The 15,999-nt window shown below is 60.7% G+C and carries 14 protein-coding genes and 1 tRNA gene; 2 read left to right on the top strand and 13 right to left on the bottom strand.

Annotated elements, in window-relative coordinates; genetic code table 11:
• Window positions 1-47: 47 nt before the first annotated feature.
• Window positions 48-206 carry a YqaE/Pmp3 family membrane protein gene (locus tag CFE47_RS07500; protein WP_007904205.1) on the top strand — a complete coding sequence of 53 codons (159 nt, stop codon included), beginning with the start codon at window positions 48-50 and terminating at the stop codon, window positions 204-206.
• 5 nt (window positions 207-211) lie between these two features.
• Here CFE47_RS07500 and pqqE read toward each other — a convergent pair whose 3' ends face one another.
• From pqqE to CFE47_RS07550, 10 genes are all read right to left on the bottom strand, one after another.
• Window positions 212-1,342: a pyrroloquinoline quinone biosynthesis protein PqqE gene (gene pqqE / locus CFE47_RS07505; protein ID WP_502695453.1), complete on the bottom strand. Its 1,131-nt coding sequence runs from the start codon at window positions 1,340-1,342 to the stop codon at window positions 212-214.
• Complete coding sequence (gene pqqD / locus CFE47_RS07510; RefSeq protein WP_003194772.1) at window positions 1,335-1,610, bottom strand: pyrroloquinoline quinone biosynthesis peptide chaperone PqqD; 276 nt, start codon at window positions 1,608-1,610, stop codon at window positions 1,335-1,337. The genes pqqE and pqqD overlap by 8 nt, the downstream gene beginning before the upstream one ends.
• Window positions 1,607-2,359, bottom strand: a complete 753-nt coding sequence (gene pqqC / locus CFE47_RS07515) for a pyrroloquinoline-quinone synthase PqqC (protein WP_185709261.1) — start codon at window positions 2,357-2,359, stop codon at window positions 1,607-1,609. The genes pqqD and pqqC overlap by 4 nt, the downstream gene beginning before the upstream one ends.
• A gap of 11 nt (window positions 2,360-2,370) precedes the next feature.
• Window positions 2,371-3,282 carry a pyrroloquinoline quinone biosynthesis protein PqqB gene (gene pqqB, locus CFE47_RS07520; protein WP_185709262.1) on the bottom strand — a complete coding sequence of 304 codons (912 nt, stop codon included), beginning with the start codon at window positions 3,280-3,282 and terminating at the stop codon, window positions 2,371-2,373.
• Window positions 3,283-3,353: 71 nt separating this feature from the next.
• Window positions 3,354-3,428 carry a pyrroloquinoline quinone precursor peptide PqqA gene (gene pqqA / locus CFE47_RS07525; RefSeq protein ID WP_003194766.1) on the bottom strand — a complete coding sequence of 25 codons (75 nt, stop codon included), beginning with the start codon at window positions 3,426-3,428 and terminating at the stop codon, window positions 3,354-3,356.
• 159 nt (window positions 3,429-3,587) lie between these two features.
• The gene (gene pqqF / locus CFE47_RS07530) at window positions 3,588-5,942 is read right to left on the bottom strand and encodes a pyrroloquinoline quinone biosynthesis protein PqqF (RefSeq protein ID WP_286836137.1); all 2,355 of its coding nucleotides are present in this window, start codon (window positions 5,940-5,942) and stop codon (window positions 3,588-3,590) included.
• A 48-nt stretch (window positions 5,943-5,990) separates the two neighbouring features.
• The gene (locus CFE47_RS07535) at window positions 5,991-6,785 is read right to left on the bottom strand and encodes a carbon-nitrogen hydrolase family protein (protein WP_286836138.1); all 795 of its coding nucleotides are present in this window, start codon (window positions 6,783-6,785) and stop codon (window positions 5,991-5,993) included.
• Between the two features lie 10 nt (window positions 6,786-6,795).
• On the bottom strand, window positions 6,796-8,487 hold the full coding sequence (locus CFE47_RS07540; RefSeq protein ID WP_286836139.1) for a flavin monoamine oxidase family protein: 1,692 nt from the start codon (window positions 8,485-8,487) through the stop codon (window positions 6,796-6,798).
• A gap of 146 nt (window positions 8,488-8,633) precedes the next feature.
• On the bottom strand, window positions 8,634-9,080 hold the full coding sequence (locus CFE47_RS07545; RefSeq protein ID WP_286836140.1) for an Lrp/AsnC family transcriptional regulator: 447 nt from the start codon (window positions 9,078-9,080) through the stop codon (window positions 8,634-8,636).
• Between the two features lie 35 nt (window positions 9,081-9,115).
• Window positions 9,116-9,985 carry a LysR family transcriptional regulator gene (locus CFE47_RS07550; RefSeq protein ID WP_286836141.1) on the bottom strand — a complete coding sequence of 290 codons (870 nt, stop codon included), beginning with the start codon at window positions 9,983-9,985 and terminating at the stop codon, window positions 9,116-9,118.
• A 112-nt stretch (window positions 9,986-10,097) separates the two neighbouring features.
• Between CFE47_RS07550 and CFE47_RS07555 the strand changes: the two genes are divergently transcribed.
• The gene (locus CFE47_RS07555) at window positions 10,098-10,523 is read left to right on the top strand and encodes a VOC family protein (RefSeq protein WP_286836142.1); all 426 of its coding nucleotides are present in this window, start codon (window positions 10,098-10,100) and stop codon (window positions 10,521-10,523) included.
• A 45-nt stretch (window positions 10,524-10,568) separates the two neighbouring features.
• Here CFE47_RS07555 and CFE47_RS07560 read toward each other — a convergent pair.
• The 3 genes from CFE47_RS07560 to rpoD all read right to left on the bottom strand — a co-directional run.
• Window positions 10,569-10,645 (bottom strand) — tRNA-Ile (locus tag CFE47_RS07560).
• Between the two features lie 15 nt (window positions 10,646-10,660).
• Window positions 10,661-14,404: an EAL domain-containing protein gene (locus tag CFE47_RS07565; protein WP_286836143.1), complete on the bottom strand. Its 3,744-nt coding sequence runs from the start codon at window positions 14,402-14,404 to the stop codon at window positions 10,661-10,663.
• A gap of 135 nt (window positions 14,405-14,539) precedes the next feature.
• A partial coding sequence (gene rpoD, locus CFE47_RS07570; RefSeq protein WP_286836144.1) for an RNA polymerase sigma factor RpoD occupies window positions 14,540-15,999 on the bottom strand: 1,460 nt, incomplete at its 5' end.

Genomic DNA, 15,999 nt, shown 5'->3' on the forward strand with positions numbered 1-15,999 from the left:
CGATTAGCTACACGGCTCACACGAGCCGATTTTTTGGAGCTGATCCCATGGATTTCATTCGTATCATCATCGCCATTCTGTTGCCGCCACTGGGTGTGTTCCTGCAAGTGGGCTTCGCCGGCGCGTTCTGGCTGAATATCCTGCTGACTCTGTGCGGCTACATCCCTGGCATCGTGCACGCGGTGTACATCATCGCCAAGCGCTAAGGTGGTTAGCCTTTTGCAATGAGCCGTGAATTGCGCTCGTTGCGAAAGGCCAACTGCTCGATGGTCTGGGTGGCGTGTTCGGCTTCTTCCCGCGCTTGAAGGATGATGCTGTGCTGCTCGGACTTGCTGCACACCGGGTCGGCATTGCTTGCATCCCCCGTCAGCATGAACGCTTGGCAACGGCATCCGCCGAAGTCCTTTTCCTTTTCATCGCATGAACGGCACGGCTCAGGCATCCAGTCGTAGCCGCGAAAGCGGTTGAAGCCAAACGAGTCGTACCAGATGTGCTGCATGCTGTGGTCGCGCACGTTGGGAAATTGCACCGGCATCTGTCGGGCGCCATGACAGGGCAGGGCGGTGCCGTCCGGTGTGACCGTCAGAAAGATACTGCCCCAGCCGTTCATGCAGGCTTTTGGGCGCTCTTCGTAGTAGTCCGGGGTGACGAAGATCAGCTTGCACGGGTGGCCTTCGGCTTCGAGCTTGGCGCGGTATTCATTGGTGATGCGTTCGGCGCGCACCAGTTGCTCTTGGGTCGGCAACAACCCCACGCGATTGAGCTGCGCCCAGCCGTAGAACTGGCAGGTGGCGAGCTCGACAAAGTCCGCCTCCAATGCAATACACAACTCGATGATGCGGTCGATCTTGTCGATGTTGTGCCGATGGGTCACGAAGTTCAGCACCATCGGATAGCCATGAGCTTTCACTGCACGGGCCATTTCCAACTTTTGCGCAAAGGCTTTTTTCGAGCCGGCCAGCAGGTTGTTCACCTGTTCGTCGCTGGCCTGGAAGCTGATCTGGATGTGATCCAGGCCGGCCTTCTTGAAGTCGCTGATTTTCTGTTCGGTCAGGCCGATGCCGGAGGTGATCAGGTTGGTATAGAACCCCAGCTTGCGGGCCTCGGCGATCAGTTCGGCAAGGTCTTGGCGCACTAAAGGTTCGCCGCCGGAAAAGCCCAACTGCGCGGCGCCCATTTCCCTCGCCTCACGGAAAACCTTGAACCACTGCTCGGTGCTCAGCTCTTTACCTTGCTCGGCAAAATCCAGCGGATTGGAGCAATACGGGCACTGCAGCGGGCAGCGATAGGTCAGCTCGGCCAGCAGCCACAGCGGCAGACCGATAGCGGGTTTCTCAGGCAAGGGTAATCCAGTGCTCTGCACGGGCGACCTCCATGAATTGCTCGATGTCATCACCGAGTTCAGGCACGCCAGGGAATTGTTTATCCAGCTCGGCAATGATCGCGGCCACATCGCGCTCGCCGTCGATCAAGCCGCCGATTAGCGCGGCGCTGTCGTTGAGCTTGATCATGCCTTCGGGGTAGAGCAGCACATGGCCTTTTTGCGCGGGCTCGTACTGGTAGCGATAGCCCTGGCGCCATGTGGGTTTCTTGCTGCGATCAAAGCTCATAGGGTGATCCCTTTATGCCACGCTCGCTGGTCGGTCACGCTGTGATACGGCGGGCGTTTCAGTTCGTAGGCCATGCTCATGGCATCCAGCATGCTCCACAAAATATCCAGTTTGAACTGGAGAATTTCCAGCATGCGCTCCTGGCCTTCGCGAGTGGTGTAGTGCTGCAGCGTGATCGCCAAACCGTGCTCTACATCGCGGCGGGCCTGGCCCAGGCGAGTGCGGAAATACTCGTAGCCGGTAGGGTCGATCCACGGGTAATGCTGCGGCCAGCTGTCGAGGCGCGACTGGTGGATCTGCGGCGCGAACAGCTCGGTCAGCGAGCTGCTGGCGGCTTCCTGCCAGCTGGCGCGACGGGCGAAGTTGACGTAGGCATCCACCGCAAAACGCACGCCGGGCAGTACCAGTTCCTGGGAGCGCAGTTGGTCTGGGTCGAGGCCGACGGCCTGCCCCAGGCGCAGCCAGGCTTCGATGCCGCCGTCTTCACCCGGTGCGCCATCGTGGTCGAGCAGACGCTGGATCCACTCGCGGCGAATTTCGCGGTCCGGGCAGTTGGCCAGGATCGCGGCATCTTTGAGTGGGATGTTCACCTGGTAGTAGAAGCGGTTGGCAACCCAGCCCTGGATCTGCTCGCGGCTGGCGCGACCTTCGTACATCGCCACGTGGTACGGGTGATGGATATGGTAGAAGGCGCCCTTGGCCCGCAGGGCGGCTTCGAATTCAGCGGTGGTCAACGGCGTGTCAGTCATTTCGATCACTCCTACAATTCAATGCTCATGCCGTCGTAAGCCACTTCGACATTGCGCCGCACCAGCTCTGCTCGCTCGGGGGAGTCTTCATCGAGGATCGGGTTGGTGTTGTTGATGTGGATAAGCACCTTGCGCTGCTCGGGCAACTGCTCCAGCACTTCCAGCATGCCGCCGGGGCCGTTCTGCGCCAGGTGGCCCATTTCACGGCCGGTACGGGTGCCGACGCCACGGCGCTGCATTTCATCGTCGTCCCACATCGTGCCGTCCACCAGCAGGCAATCGCTGCCCGCCATGATCTCCAGCAGCGGCGCATCGACCTTGCCCAGGCCTGGGGCGTAGAACAGTTTGCCGCCGGTGCGCAGGTCTTCGACGATCAGGCCGATGTTGTCGCCGGGGTGTGGGTCGAAGCGGTGCGGCGAGTAGGGCGGTGCGGCGCTGCGCAGCGGCAGCGGGGTGAAACGCAGGTTGGGGCACGCCGGGATGGTGAAGCTTGTATCCAGCTCAATGCGGTTCCATGCCAGGCCGCCGTTCCAGTGGGTGAGCATGGTGAACAGCGGGAAACCGGTGCTGAGGTCTTCATGGACCATGTCAGTGCACCACACCTGGTGCGGGCAACCTTCGCGCAGGCTCAACAGGCCGGTGGTGTGGTCGATCTGGCTGTCCATCAGGATGATCGCGCTGATGCCGGTATCACGCAGCGCGCGGCCCGGCTGCATCGGCGCAAAGCTTTGCAGTTGCGCGCGAATATCCGGCGAGGCATTGCACAGCACCCAGTTCACGCCATCGTCGGAGATCGCGATGGAAGACTGGGTACGCGCGTGGGCGCGCAGGCTGCCGTCGCGAAAACCTGCGCAGTTCACGCAGTTGCAGTTCCACTGCGGGAAACCACCGCCAGCGGCGGAACCTAGAATCTGGACAAACATGGCAGCTCCATCAAGCAACGCTCAAAACAAAAACGCCCCGGGCGTACCGAGGCGTTGTATTACCCAGCGGATCAGCGGCTGGCGAAGTACATGGTGACTTCGAAACCGATACGCAGATCAGTGTAAGCAGGTTTGGACCAGGTCATATTCTTACTCCTACCAAGGGATGGGACTTTCACTACCAAGTAATACATATAGTCCATCTCCAATCGGAGATGTTCAGCTGTGTGCCTAGGAATAATACTCAGATCTACTCAAGTTAGCGCTGTCTCGATGGAAAAAGCCTGTTGCAGGGTTGGCAATGATCAGCCCCTCGACTGCCAGGATTCATCGACGACCGGGCCGTTGGCGACGCAAACCCAGCCGCCTGTCGCGTCGTTGAGTTGCTGGGCGGCGCGCTGCACATCGTCCTGTGTGCGGGTTTGGATCAGCTGTTGAAGCTCGCCCAGATACGCCGACGAATGGCCGGCCAAGCGAGCATGCCAAAGCAGCTCGGCAGCGCTGGCGACAGGAAGTGTCTGTGGGGCGAACTGTTGTGCTAGCGCCTGGTTGCCTGCGTCAACGTTACGGCGGATCAGCGCTGGCAATTGCTGCATAAACGTTTGCAGGTGACCAATAATCCCTTCCACGGACACGCTGGGGGATTGCACGCCGAATAGCAGGCCGGTTTGCCCATTGATCTGTCGGACACCACTGAACACGGCGTAGCCGATCTGCAACTCTACACGCAGGCGCTGGTAGAACGGCCCCTGTAGCAGGTGCCCGAGCAGTCGCCACGCAGCCTCATCCGCCAAGATTTGGCTGGGCGTGGGGCAAAACAGCAGCACGGCGGCCTCCTTGGAATCGGTCCTTACCTCGTGCCAGATGCGTTGACCGGCCAAGTCGGAAAACCGATGTTCGAGGTTCGCGGGTTGCCCGGGCAACCGGGCCGCTGCTGTCTTGATCGCCGCTTCAAGGGCGGCGGGGAAACCCAGCCCCAAGCCTTGCCAGCGTGCGTTAGCCCAAGACGCCTCACTGTCTTGGGGCGCAATCTCGGTGCAGTAAATGGGCAGCGCCTTGAGCAGTTCGCGGATGGCGATCAAAGGTATTGCAGCCGGGAGCGCCGGCTGTGCTTGATTCAAACTATGCACCAACGCTTCCAGCACCCCCGGCATTGGCTCGTGCAGCCCGGTCATGCTCACGCGCCAATCGGGGCCGATGGTTTCGAATGACATTTCAACGCCCGCCTGGCGCGCCTGCTCGCGCAACGCTTGCAAAGCACCTTCCAGCCCGGTGGGCGCACCGCGCCATTGCAGGTACAACGCAGCTTCATCGCCATCATTGGCCACCGCTTGGCTGAAGGTCAGCGCCGACACTTCCTTGCGCCCCCGTGAACGGTCCTGTGCAAAGGTGCGCAAGCCTCGGTGAGCGCTGGTCTGGCCGCGAATCAGGCCCGCACGTTCTTCCTTCACCGGCGGGCGCAGGAATGGGTTGTTCGGTGGTAGCTGCCAAGTGTGTTGCGAAGGCGGCAGCTGCAGGGCATCGAGCATGGCTTTGAGGGCTGCAACGGCCGGCTCCGAGAGGTTTTCGCTGGCGTGACGAGCCAGCGCCAGTGCGCCCTGGATCTGTTGTTGCCTTGTCGCCAGCAGGGCGAACTCTTCTCGCAGTGAAGTCCAGTCACTGTGTGCGAAAAAGCTCAGCCAGTCGTGCAGCAATGCCTGGATCTGTGTCGCCGCTTCGTCTTGGGTACCGAGGGTAAAGTCGATATCCAGTACCGCTTGCCCGGCGTAGTGATACACCACGCTCGCCTGCACGGAGGTGGCCAGGTCTCTTGCTTGCAGTTCAGCCAGCAGCCCGCCCGGTGCCGAGGCGTTCAGCCAGGTGCAAAGGAACGCCAAGGCCTCACGGGGCGCATCGCCGATGATGACTTGATGCAGGTGATTGCCAGCGAGGTGTTGGTAACCCTGCGCCTGGCCTGGCATCAATGCGGGCGGCGCGTCTTGTGGGCGTAGAGGCCCCGAGGTCAGCGCCTCGCTGAAGCGCTGCGCCAAGGCTTCCAGTGCTTCCAGCGGCTGCGGGCCGGCGAGGCTCAAGGTCATCTGCCCGCTCTGGTAAAACTGCTGATGAAATTCCCGCAGGGCCTGCTGAAAGGCCTCGCGCTCCACCGGCAGGCTGTCGCGGTTGCCCGCATGAAAACCGCGCAATGGATGACCCGCCGCCAGGCCTTCCAGCAACGCGACTTGCTGCTGTGCCTTGGCATCTTGAGACCAGGCGACAAATTCCGCGTGCAGCACTTCGCGCTCGCGCAGTTGGTCGTCCAGCGTCAGGCGCGGGTGGGTCAGCATATCGGCCAGCCGCTCCAGCCCATCGGCAAAGGTCGGCTCCGGTAGCTCAAAGAAGAAGTCTGTGGTGCGTTCACGGGTGCTGGCATTGACCTGGCCACCTTGGCGTTGCACGTAGGCCATCAACCCTTCGCCCGTAGGAAACCGTTCGGTCCCGAGAAACAGCAGATGCTCAAGGAAATGCGCCAAGCCTGGCCAGGCCAACGGTACGTCATGGCTACCGGCAGCTACCCGTAACGCAGCCGCGCAACGTTTTAAACGCGGCGCATGGCGCAGGGAAACTCGCAGGCCATTAGCCAGGGTCAGGTGAAGGTGATGAGAGGGGGCCGGCGCAGGCATGGGCACTTCCGAAACGTAGGAAGCGCCTATGCTAACAAACCCGAGGATTCAGGGCTTGTGCAGCGCGGCGTACAGTTCGGGGCGCCGGTCTTGCAGGTAGTGGTTGGCGGCACGGGCGTCGATGATCGATTGGCGCTGCAGCGTACCGACAATCAAGGCTTCATCCAGGCCGGCCTGGGCGATGCGTTGGCCGTTTGGCGCGGCAATGCTGCTCTGCCCGCAATACTGGATCTCGCCTTCGTGCCCGCAGTAATTGGCATAGGCCACGTAACATTGGTTTTCGAAGGCCCGCGCCCGCACGGTGACATCCGCGACAAAGTCGAATGGCACCATATTGGCCGTGGGCACCAGGATCAGCTCGGCGCCGGCCAGGGCCAGGCGACGGGTGTTTTCCGGAAACTCCAAGTCGTAGCAGATCAGAAAACCCAGCTTCCAGCCGTTGAGCTCCACCAGCGGGAAGTCATCGCCCCCGGCACTGAACATCGAATGGTCAAGATCGCCAAACAGGTGAGTCTTGCGGTAGTTGCACAGGCGCTGGCCGTGGGCGTCGATCAACTGAATCGCGTTGTAGATCTGCCCATCGTCGGCACGCTCCGGGTAGCCATACACAATCGCCAGGCCAGCGCTTTTCGCCAGTTCGGCGATGGCCTGCGCGGAGGGACCATCCTGCGCCTCGGCCAACGCGCCAACGGCCTCGGCACCAATGTTGTAGCCGCTGAGGAACATCTCTGGCAGCACCAGTACATCGGCATCGGACGCCTCATGCGCCAACTGATGCAGGCGCTTGAGGTTGCCGGCCACGTCCAGCGGCAGCGGCGGGCATTGGTACAAGGCGACACGCATGGTCAACTCCTTACTCGGCCAGGGCGATCGGGCCGATCTCATCGAACACATCGCCGGGGCCTGGGTTCTCGGGGTGAGTGATGCCACCGAAGTGAGTCATGATGCCCCACACCGCATTCAGTGAGGTCTGCACGGCGCCTTCTACCCAGGCTGGGGTCCAGGATACGTCGTCACCCGCGATAAAAATCCCACGCTGTTCAGCGGGCATGTCCTTCTGCATGAAGTGCGCATACATACGCTGGTTGTAGCGATAGTGGCCCGGCAGCGCGCCTTTGAAAGCGCCGAGGAAATGCGGGTCGGCTTCCCACGATACGGTGATCGGGTCGCCGATGATGCGCGCTTTGATGTCGACTTTCGGGTAGATCTTCTTCAAGGCATCCAGCGCCAGCTTCACGCGCTTGTCGATGGGCTGCGGGAGCATTTTCAGCGCGTCGCTCATCCACGAGTAAGACAGGCAAATTACCCCCGGCTTGTCGTCACCGTTATCGAACAAGTACGTGCCCCGGGTCAGGCGGTCGGTGAGGGTCATGCTCATCAGGTCGCGGCCGGTTTCCGGGTCTTTGTCTTTCCAGAACGGACGGTCGACCATCACGAAGGTTTTCGACGACTGCATGTAGCGCGTGCGGTCCAGGGCCATCCACATCTTTTGCGAGAACAGGGTTTCATCGCATTCAATCTGAGTGGTCAGCAGCCAGCTTTGGCAGGTGGTCAGCACGGCGGCGTATTCACGGGTATCGCCGTAGTTGTCGGTGACCGCAAAGCGCCCATCGGCGGCGTGGGCAATGCGCTTCACACCGGCCCGTGGCGCACCGCGGTGCAGCGAGCTGAGGCTGGTGCCCGCCGGCCAGTGGGCGCAACGCTCCGGCACATGGCGCCAGATGCCCATGGGGACCTGCGCCACGCCACCGACTACGAGGTGTTGGTGGTCGTCGCAGTTGGTCATCACTACGCGAAAGATTTCCAGCATGGAATTGGGAAAGTCCGAGTCCCAGCCGCCCGTGCCGAAACCTACTTGGCCGAACACTTCGCGGTGCAGGAACGACAACTTGGCGAACGCCTTGGATGTGGCAACGAAGTCATAGAAGGTGCGGTCGTCCCACAGCGGCACGAGCTTGTTCCACAGTTCCTTGAGGCGCGGTACGTCGCGGTCGCGAATGGCTTGCTGGATATCGCCGAACTGCGAGCCGGCCTCCAGGGCGTCGGCCCAGGCGTCCGCGACTTCCTGGAACAGCACCGGCAGGTCGGAAAGCTTTTGCGCGTAGTGGGTCTGGCCTTCGAGGTCGATCACCGTGCTGCCCGAGGCCGGGGTCAGCGGGTTGGGAAAGGGTTTGGTTTCCAGGCCGAGCTTGTCCACGTAGTGATAGAACGCGGTGGACGACACCGGGAAACGCATGCCGCCCAGCTCGGCGATGATGCCTTCGGCGCCTTCAAACGCCTGCGAGCGCAGGCGACCGCCCATTTTCGAGGCTTCGTACACCACTGGCTTGAGGCCCAATTTCATCAGTTCGTAGGCGGCCACCAGGCCCGCGATGCCGGCACCGACAATCGCCACTTCGGCGCCATGATTGGCGGTAGGAATACTGCCCAGACCTGCCGGGTGTTCGATCCAGTCATCAAAGGCAAACGGGAAATCCGGGCCAAAGATGGTGATGGGTTTTTTACCGTCTGCAGGGTGGCGATTGTTTTTCTTGGATGAGTTCATAGCTGACCTGGCTGGCAACTCGGCGGGGCACGACCCGCTGAGTATAGGAAAAGATGGCAGCCAGTTTAGGGAGCGTAGCGTTCGTTAATAAGACGCAAAGTGTCGTCGGATTGAATTGTTTTTGGTCAAAGTGACGAAGATGGTGGTCAGACTGGCTGACCGCGATCCAATTTGCTGCTGAGGATGATCGACGTGGTGGTTTTTTCTACACCGTCGACGCTGCCGATCTGGTCCAGCAGTTGATCAAGCTGCTCTGGCGAATCAGTACGCAGCCAGGCTACGTAATCGAACTCGCCGCTGACCGCGCACAATTGCTGGACCTGCGCCATGGCGCTCAGCTTGCGCAGCACTTCCTTGCCTGAGCGCGCTTGCACGGTAATGCCCACATAAGCCTGTAAGCCGCCGTCGACGACCCGTTGGCCCAGGCGCACACCGTATCCGGTAATCACTTGGGTTTTTTCCAGGCGTGCCAGGCGCGACGTCACCGTGGTGCGTGCGATGCCGAGCTGCCGCGCAAGCATGGCCACGCTTTCACGGGCGTTGATCTGCAGGGCGGCGATCAGTTGGCGATCGATTTCATCTAGGACGGGCAAGGGAAACTCCGGATCGGGCGGCAATGGGCGGCATGTTACAGGCTTGCATCGGCCAGCAGGCAGCGGGCGAACAGCTGCGGCACCGGCAAATGGCGTTGGCTGTAGCGGCTGAGCAGGATGATCTCGCGGTAAAACGTCTGGCTGCCCAGTGGGATGATTCGTACTTTGGGCGAGCGCTCCAGCCACAGACCGGCCTGAGGAATCAGCGACACGCCCAGGCCACACTCGACCATCCTGACGATAGCTTCCAGCTCATCCAACTCCAGCGCTACCTGCACCTCGAGCTTCTGTTCGCGCAAGAAGCGACTGACCAACCGTCCGCCAAACGAAGCGCGGTCATAGCGCACATGGGGCTGGGTGCTGAGCAAGTGCAACGGGTCATCACCCGCCAGGGAGTCCGGCACGATCAGCACAAATGGCTCCCTGCGCACCTCCTGCACATGCAACTCCTTGGGCAGCTCAAAAGGCGGGCGAATGATGATCGCCGAGTCCAGCTCGCCGGCGTCCACCTGGCTCAACAATTCAAGGGACACGCCCGGCACCAGCTTGCACTCCAGCGCCGGTGCGGCTTGGCGCAGGCGTACCAGCGCCTGGGGCAGCAGGCCGGTCTGGGCGGTGCCAATGGCACCCACCTTCAGCTCGCCGCGGTACTCATTGGCATCCACCGGCACCGCCATGCGGTTGAAGGTCTCCACGATCTCCTTGGCCATCGGCAATGCACGCACACCGGCAGCATTCAACGTGGCCTGGCGCCCGGTGCGGTCGAACAACGGTACACCGAGCGCCTGCTCCAGCTGGCGAATTTGCGCACTCACCGCAGACTGCGTCAGCCCGATGTGCATGCCCGCTGCCGCGAACGTGCCATGGCGGGTTACGGCGATAAAGGTCTTCAATTCGCGGAGCATGGACTTCTCGACTGATCGAAATAATTTGAGCTCGGCGCAAAAACTATCGTCTTTTCATCGAATCAGGCAAGGCTAAACTCGATGCACTTAATGCTCTTAGAGGTTAGACCTGATGACACTTGCGCCTTTTCACCTCGCCATTCCGGTATACGACTTGGCCGCTGCGCGGCACTTCTATGGGGAAGTATTCGGACTGGAGGAGGGCCGTTCCAGCGACCATTGGGTCGACTTCAACTTCTTCGGCCACCAGTTGGTGATTCACGAACACCCGAAGACCGTGTCTCAAGAATCGGCGCATACCAACGCAGTCGACGGCCACGACGTGCCCGTACCGCATTTTGGTGTGGTGCTGGGTTGGGACGATTGGCATGCCCTGGCGGAACGCCTACAAGCGCGGGAGACGAAGTTCGTGCTGGAGCCCCACATTCGCTTCAAGGGGCAAGTGGGGGAGCAGGCGACGTTGTTTCTGTTTGACCCGTGCGGCAATGCGCTGGAGTTCAAGGCGTTCAGGGATATTGGGCAGTTGTTTGCGAAGTGAGGCTGCCAGACACACAAAAGCCGCGCATTGCGCGGCTTTCTTGTTTGGTGGGCCCACACGGACTTGAACCGTGGACCAAAGGATTATGAGTCCTCTGCTCTGACCAACTGAGCTATAGGCCCTTAACAGGTCGCGGATTATAGCGATGGTTTCTCTGCTGTGCTATCCGAAAAATCCTCAAGGCTCATACGAAGGAAGGTAGCGGCAAAGAGTTCAGGCGGCAGGGGCAGGCTGACGATGTAGCCTTGCATCTGTTCGCAGCCCTCCGCCGCGAGGAAGGCTTGCTGCGCAGGGTTCTCTACGCCTTCGGCAATGATGGTGAATTGCATGCTGTGGCCCAGGGCGATGATGGCGCGCACGATGGCGGCGTCGTGGGGGTCGTCGGGCAGGCCGCGGACGAAGGATTGGTCGATCTTCAGGAAGTCCAGCGGCAAGCGCTTGAGGTAACTGAGGGATGAATAGCCGGTGCCGAAATCGTCAATGGCCAGTTGTACGCCCAGCCGCTTGAGCTGGTGCAGGACCTCCAGCGCTTCCTCGGCCTGGCTCATGATGAAGTTCTCGGTGATCTCCAGTTGCAGGCAACCGGGCTCCAAGTGGTAGTCGTGCAACAGTTGCTCGATGCGCGACAGCAGGTTGGGATGGCGCAGTTGCGCGCCCGCGAGGTTGACCGAGAGAGTGCCGAAATCATCAAAGGCGCCTTGCCAGGCGTTCATTTGTCGGCAGGCCTGTTCCAGTACCCAATCGCCAATCTGCAGGATCATGCCGTTCTCTTCCGCCAGGGCGATGAAGTGTTCAGGAGGCACGTCGCCAAAGGTCGGATGACGCCAGCGGATCAACGCTTCGGCGCCGATCAGTTCCTGTGTGGTCAGGCTCATCTTGGGTTGGTAGTACAGGCTGAGCTCGTCGCGTTCGATAGCGCGGCGCAGTTCATGTTCCAGGGCCACGCGCTCGTTGGCCTGGGCGGTGAGGTCGCGGGTGTAGCTTTCGACCCGGTTGCGGCCCTTGGCCTTGGAGCGGTACATCGCCGCGTCGGCGTTCTTGACCAGGGTGGCGACGTCGGTGCCGTCCTGCGGATACAGGCTGGTGCCAATGCTGGCGCTGATAAAGAACTCATGTTCACCGGCCTGGAACGGCGGCGTGAAGCAGGCCAACAGTTTGTTCGCCAGGTGCGCAGCGTCGCTGGCGTGTTGCAGGCCGGGTAATAAGATGATGAATTCGTCGCCGCCCAGGCGCGCCACCGTGTCGATGTCCCGCAGTTGCTCCTTGAGGCGCACGGCAATGTCCTTGAGCAGCAAGTCGCCAATCGGGTGGCCGAGGCTGTCGTTGATGTGCTTGAAGCGGTCGAGGTCGAGAAACAGCACGGCGCCCTGTTTGCCAGTTTCCTGTTGGCCGTTGAGTGCGGCTTGCAGCCGGCTTTCGAACAGCGTGCGGTTGGGCAGGCCGGTCAACGGGTCGTGGTGCGCTTGATAGTCCAGCCGGGCCTGGGCCAGCTTGAGGCTGGAGATGTCGGCGAACACGGCGACGAAGTGCGTGATCAGTCGCTCGCGGTTGCGCACCGCGCTGATAGTCAACCAACTGGGGTACAGCTCGCCGTTCTTGCGACGGTTGGAGATTTCTCCCTGCCAATGCCCCTGAGCCGTCAGTTGATGCCACATCGCCGCATAGAAGGCGCTGTCGTGCAGGCCCGAGGCGAGCAGGCGCGGCGTTTGGCCAAGGGCCTCGGCTTCGCTGTAGCCGGTGATCTCGCTGAAGGCGCGGTTAACAGCACTGATGTTTTGCCGGGTGTCGGTGATCAGTACACCTTCGGCAGTGCTCTCGAACACGGTGGCGGCCTGTTGCAGTTTTTCCTGCATGAGTTGCCGTTCGGTGATGTCACGGGCGATGGTGAGCATGCAGTCTTCATCGCCAATCGGCAGCGGGCGACTGGACAGTTCGCACAGGCGAACCATGCCGTCGGCACGACGAATATGGCAGATGAAGTCGCGGACAAAGCCATCACGCTGCATCAGTTCCAGCATGTGCTTGCGTTCGTTGAGGTCGACCCATATGCCCAGATCCAGGGTTGATTGGTCGAGGGATGTCGCGCTGGTGAAGCCGGTAATGCGGCTGAAGCCATCATTCACTTCAATCAACAGGCCATCACGCTGGCGGCTGAGCAGCAGCCCGTCAGGGGACGCATGGAAGGCTTTGGCGAATTTTTCTTCTGAGGTTTGCAGCAGCTGCTGGGTTTCCTTGAGCTGGGTGATGTCGCGCACCACGACTACCAAGGCTTCAGTGGTGTCGAGCTGGAACGGCTCGGCGGAGATCAGGCCAGTAAAAGCCTGGCCATTGCTGCGCAGGAATGGCATCTCCAGGTTGCGAATGCTGGTGGTCTGCACCCGTTGCAACAGGTCGGGGCCGACGCCTTGAACGCCCCAGATATTCAGCTCGGTGGCGGTTTTGCCGACCACGTCTGCGGCGGTGAGCCCGATCTGGTCTTCGAAGGCCTTGTTCACTTCCAGCAGGCAGCCATCCGACAGCCGGGCGATCACCAGGATGTCCGGGCATTGTTGGAACACCGAGGCAAACTTCTGCTCGGACAGTTGCAACGCTTCTTCCGTGCGCTTGGCCTCGCTGATGTCGATCATCAAGCCGCGCAGCACGGGTTCATGGCCATGCTCGATCAGGCTGACGATGTCCCGTACCCACAGGCAGCGGCCGTCGGCCGTGATCACCCGGTAGTCGACGCTGTGGTCTCGATTGGCGCGGGTCTCGCGAAAGCAATAGGCTTCGGTGCGCGTGAGGTCGGCGGGATGGATAATGTTGCGCCAGAACCCTGGAATCAACCAATGGGCGCGGGGATACCCCAGCAGTTCCTCGGCATGGGGTGATACGTAGCTGTAGGTGAAGTCGGTGACGTTGGCCTCCCAGGCAATCGCGGACAGGCTCTCCACCAGGCCGCGATAGTGGTATTCGCTGCTACGCAGTTCCTGTTCCAGCGCGACCCTGCGGGAAATTTCCGAGCTGAGGCGGCGATTGATCCGGATCACGATGGCTAACACGGTACTCAGCAGCAGTACCGCGGGCAGGCCGTAGGTCAGCAGGTCGGTCCAGAACGCGCGGTGATCGGTGAAGCTGCCTACCCAGTGTTGCTGGATGGCGTCGGTTTCTTCTGGGCTCAGGTCGGCCAGGACTTTATCCAGGATGCCCACCAGCATTTTGTTGTCGCGGGGCACGCCCATCGCCAATTGGTAGCGGTAGGGCGTTTCGCCACTCACATATAAACCATCGAGTTTGAGTTGGCGCAGGCTCCACACGCTGGATGCCAGGTCGCCGACCACGGCATCGACTTCGTCGGTGGCCAATGCTTGCAGCGTCGAGCTGACATTCGGCATAGCCACCAGGTTGAGGTCGGGGTGGTGGGTTCGCAGTAATTCATGGGGGGCGTAATTTTCGACCACGGCAATTTTCAGCCCGTAGAGATCCTTGAGGTTGTGCGGCTTGGCGCCACCCTCATGGGCAAGGATCACGATAGGAAAGTCCAGATAGGGCCGTGTGAACGCCATATAGCTCTGGCGCTCGGGTGTGGACATGATGCCCGGCAGCAGGTCGAGCTGGTTGTTCCTGGCCTGCTCGAGCACGGCGCTCCAGCTGGCTGGCTCGATCAGTTTGATTTGAACGCCCAGGCGTTCCTGGATCAGTCGCACATAGTCAGCGGCCAGGCCCTGGTAGTGGCCTTTTTCATCACGGTATTCGAAAGGTGGCCACGAGGCGTCCACCCCCAGTTTCAGCTCCTGATGGTCCGCCAGCCAGCCACGCTCATCGTCGGTAAGAGTCAACGCGCCAGCCGTTGCGGTCCAGGTCAGCAGCGACAGCAGTAACACGGTCGGCAATCTGGGCATAACGGTCTCGTTATGGCACGGGGAATGTTTCGAGTGTAGACGGGCATTGCGGGGGAGGGGTGTTGCGCAGCGGTTTACCGATAGAAAGGAACCGATAAAAAGCAAAACCCCCGGCCTGGGCCGGGGGTTCTGTTATCACTCGTCGAGGAAGGAGCGCAGATGCTCGCTTCGCGTCGGGTGGCGCAGCTTGCGCAGCGCCTTGGCTTCGATCTGACGGATCCGCTCACGGGTCACGTCAAACTGCTTACCGACTTCCTCAAGGGTGTGGTCGGTATTCATGTCGATGCCGAAACGCATGCGCAGCACCTTGGCTTCACGGGCAGTGAGGCCGGACAGTACGTCGCGAGTCGCTTCCTTGAGGCTCTCAACGGTAGCAACATCGATTGGCGACTGCATGGTCGAGTCTTCGATGAAGTCACCCAGATGGGAGTCTTCGTCATCACCGATCGGGGTTTCCATGGAGATCGGCTCTTTAGCGATCTTCAATACCTTGCGGATTTTATCCTCAGGCATTTCCATGCGTTCACCCAGCTCTTCCGGGGTCGGTTCGCGACCCATTTCCTGCAACATCTGCCGGGAAATACGGTTGAGCTTGTTGATCGTCTCGATCATGTGCACCGGAATACGGATGGTGCGGGCCTGGTCGGCGATCGAGCGAGTGATCGCCTGACGGATCCACCAGGTGGCATAAGTCGAGAACTTGTAGCCGCGACGGTATTCGAACTTGTCCACAGCCTTCATCAAGCCGATGTTGCCTTCCTGGATCAGGTCGAGGAATTGCAGGCCACGGTTGGTGTACTTCTTGGCGATGGAGATCACCAGACGCAAGTTCGCTTCAACCATCTCTTTCTTCGCGCGGCGGGCCTTGGCCTCACCGATCGACATGCGACGGTTGATGTCCTTGATCTCGGCAATCGTCAGACCGGTTTCGGTCTCAAGTGCAGTCAACTTCTGCTGGCAACGGATGATATCCGGCTGCAGGCGACCAATGGCTTCGGCGTATTTCGCCTTGCCTTTGGCCAGGGCATCGGACCAGCTTTCGTCAACTTCGTTGCCCGGGAACTGGCGCAGGAAGTCGGCACGCGGCATGCGCGCATCACGGACACAGAGCTGCATGATTGCACGCTCTTGTGCACGCAGACGCTCAAGGGCGCTACGAACGCGTTCAACCAGGCCTTCGAATTGCTTCGGTACCAGCTTGATCGGCATGAACAGCTCAGCCAGGGCCAGCAGCTCGGCAATTGCCTGCTTGTTGGCGCGACCGTGCTTCTTCAATGCCTTGCGGGTGATTTCCATTTGATCGGAAACCGCGCCGAAACGCTGGGCAGCGATGATCGGGTCTGGACCGCTTTCGACTTCTTCTTCGTCATCGCTGCTGGCTTCAGCATCGTCGTCGTCGGAGTCATCGTCCGCTTTCGCGGCCTTGGCATCGACAGGCGGCGGTACTTCGGCAGCAGGCGGCGCGATGCCGTCGTCCGGGTCGATATAACCGCTCAGGACGTCGGACAGGCGGCCACCTTCGGTGGTGACGCGAGTGTACTCGGAGAGAATGTGGTCAACCGTGCCAGGGAAGTGCGCGATTGCGCCCATCACTT

Origin of the sequence: Pseudomonas sp. PGPPP1, assembly GCF_002255865.1 — a bacterium.
GTDB lineage: Bacteria > Pseudomonadota > Gammaproteobacteria > Pseudomonadales > Pseudomonadaceae > Aquipseudomonas > Aquipseudomonas cremoris.

Bases quoted from the DNA above. Each gene is read 5' to 3' on its own strand.
- CFE47_RS07500 (WP_007904205.1), top strand. From the start codon at position 48: ATGGATTTCATTCGTATCATCATCGCCATTCTGTTGCCGCCACTGGGT.
- pqqD (WP_003194772.1), bottom strand. From the start codon at position 1,610: ATGAGCTTTGATCGCAGCAAGAAACCCACATGGCGCCAGGGCTATCGC.
- pqqC (WP_185709261.1), bottom strand. From the start codon at position 2,359: ATGACTGACACGCCGTTGACCACCGCTGAATTCGAAGCCGCCCTGCGG.
- pqqB (WP_185709262.1), bottom strand. From the start codon at position 3,282: ATGTTTGTCCAGATTCTAGGTTCCGCCGCTGGCGGTGGTTTCCCGCAG.
- pqqF (WP_286836137.1), bottom strand. From the start codon at position 5,942: ATGCCTGCGCCGGCCCCCTCTCATCACCTTCACCTGACCCTGGCTAAT.
- CFE47_RS07535 (WP_286836138.1), bottom strand. From the start codon at position 6,785: ATGCGTGTCGCCTTGTACCAATGCCCGCCGCTGCCGCTGGACGTGGCC.
- CFE47_RS07540 (WP_286836139.1), bottom strand. From the start codon at position 8,487: ATGAACTCATCCAAGAAAAACAATCGCCACCCTGCAGACGGTAAAAAA.
- CFE47_RS07550 (WP_286836141.1), bottom strand. From the start codon at position 9,985: ATGCTCCGCGAATTGAAGACCTTTATCGCCGTAACCCGCCATGGCACG.
- CFE47_RS07555 (WP_286836142.1), top strand. From the start codon at position 10,098: ATGACACTTGCGCCTTTTCACCTCGCCATTCCGGTATACGACTTGGCC.
- CFE47_RS07565 (WP_286836143.1), bottom strand. From the start codon at position 14,404: ATGCCCAGATTGCCGACCGTGTTACTGCTGTCGCTGCTGACCTGGACC.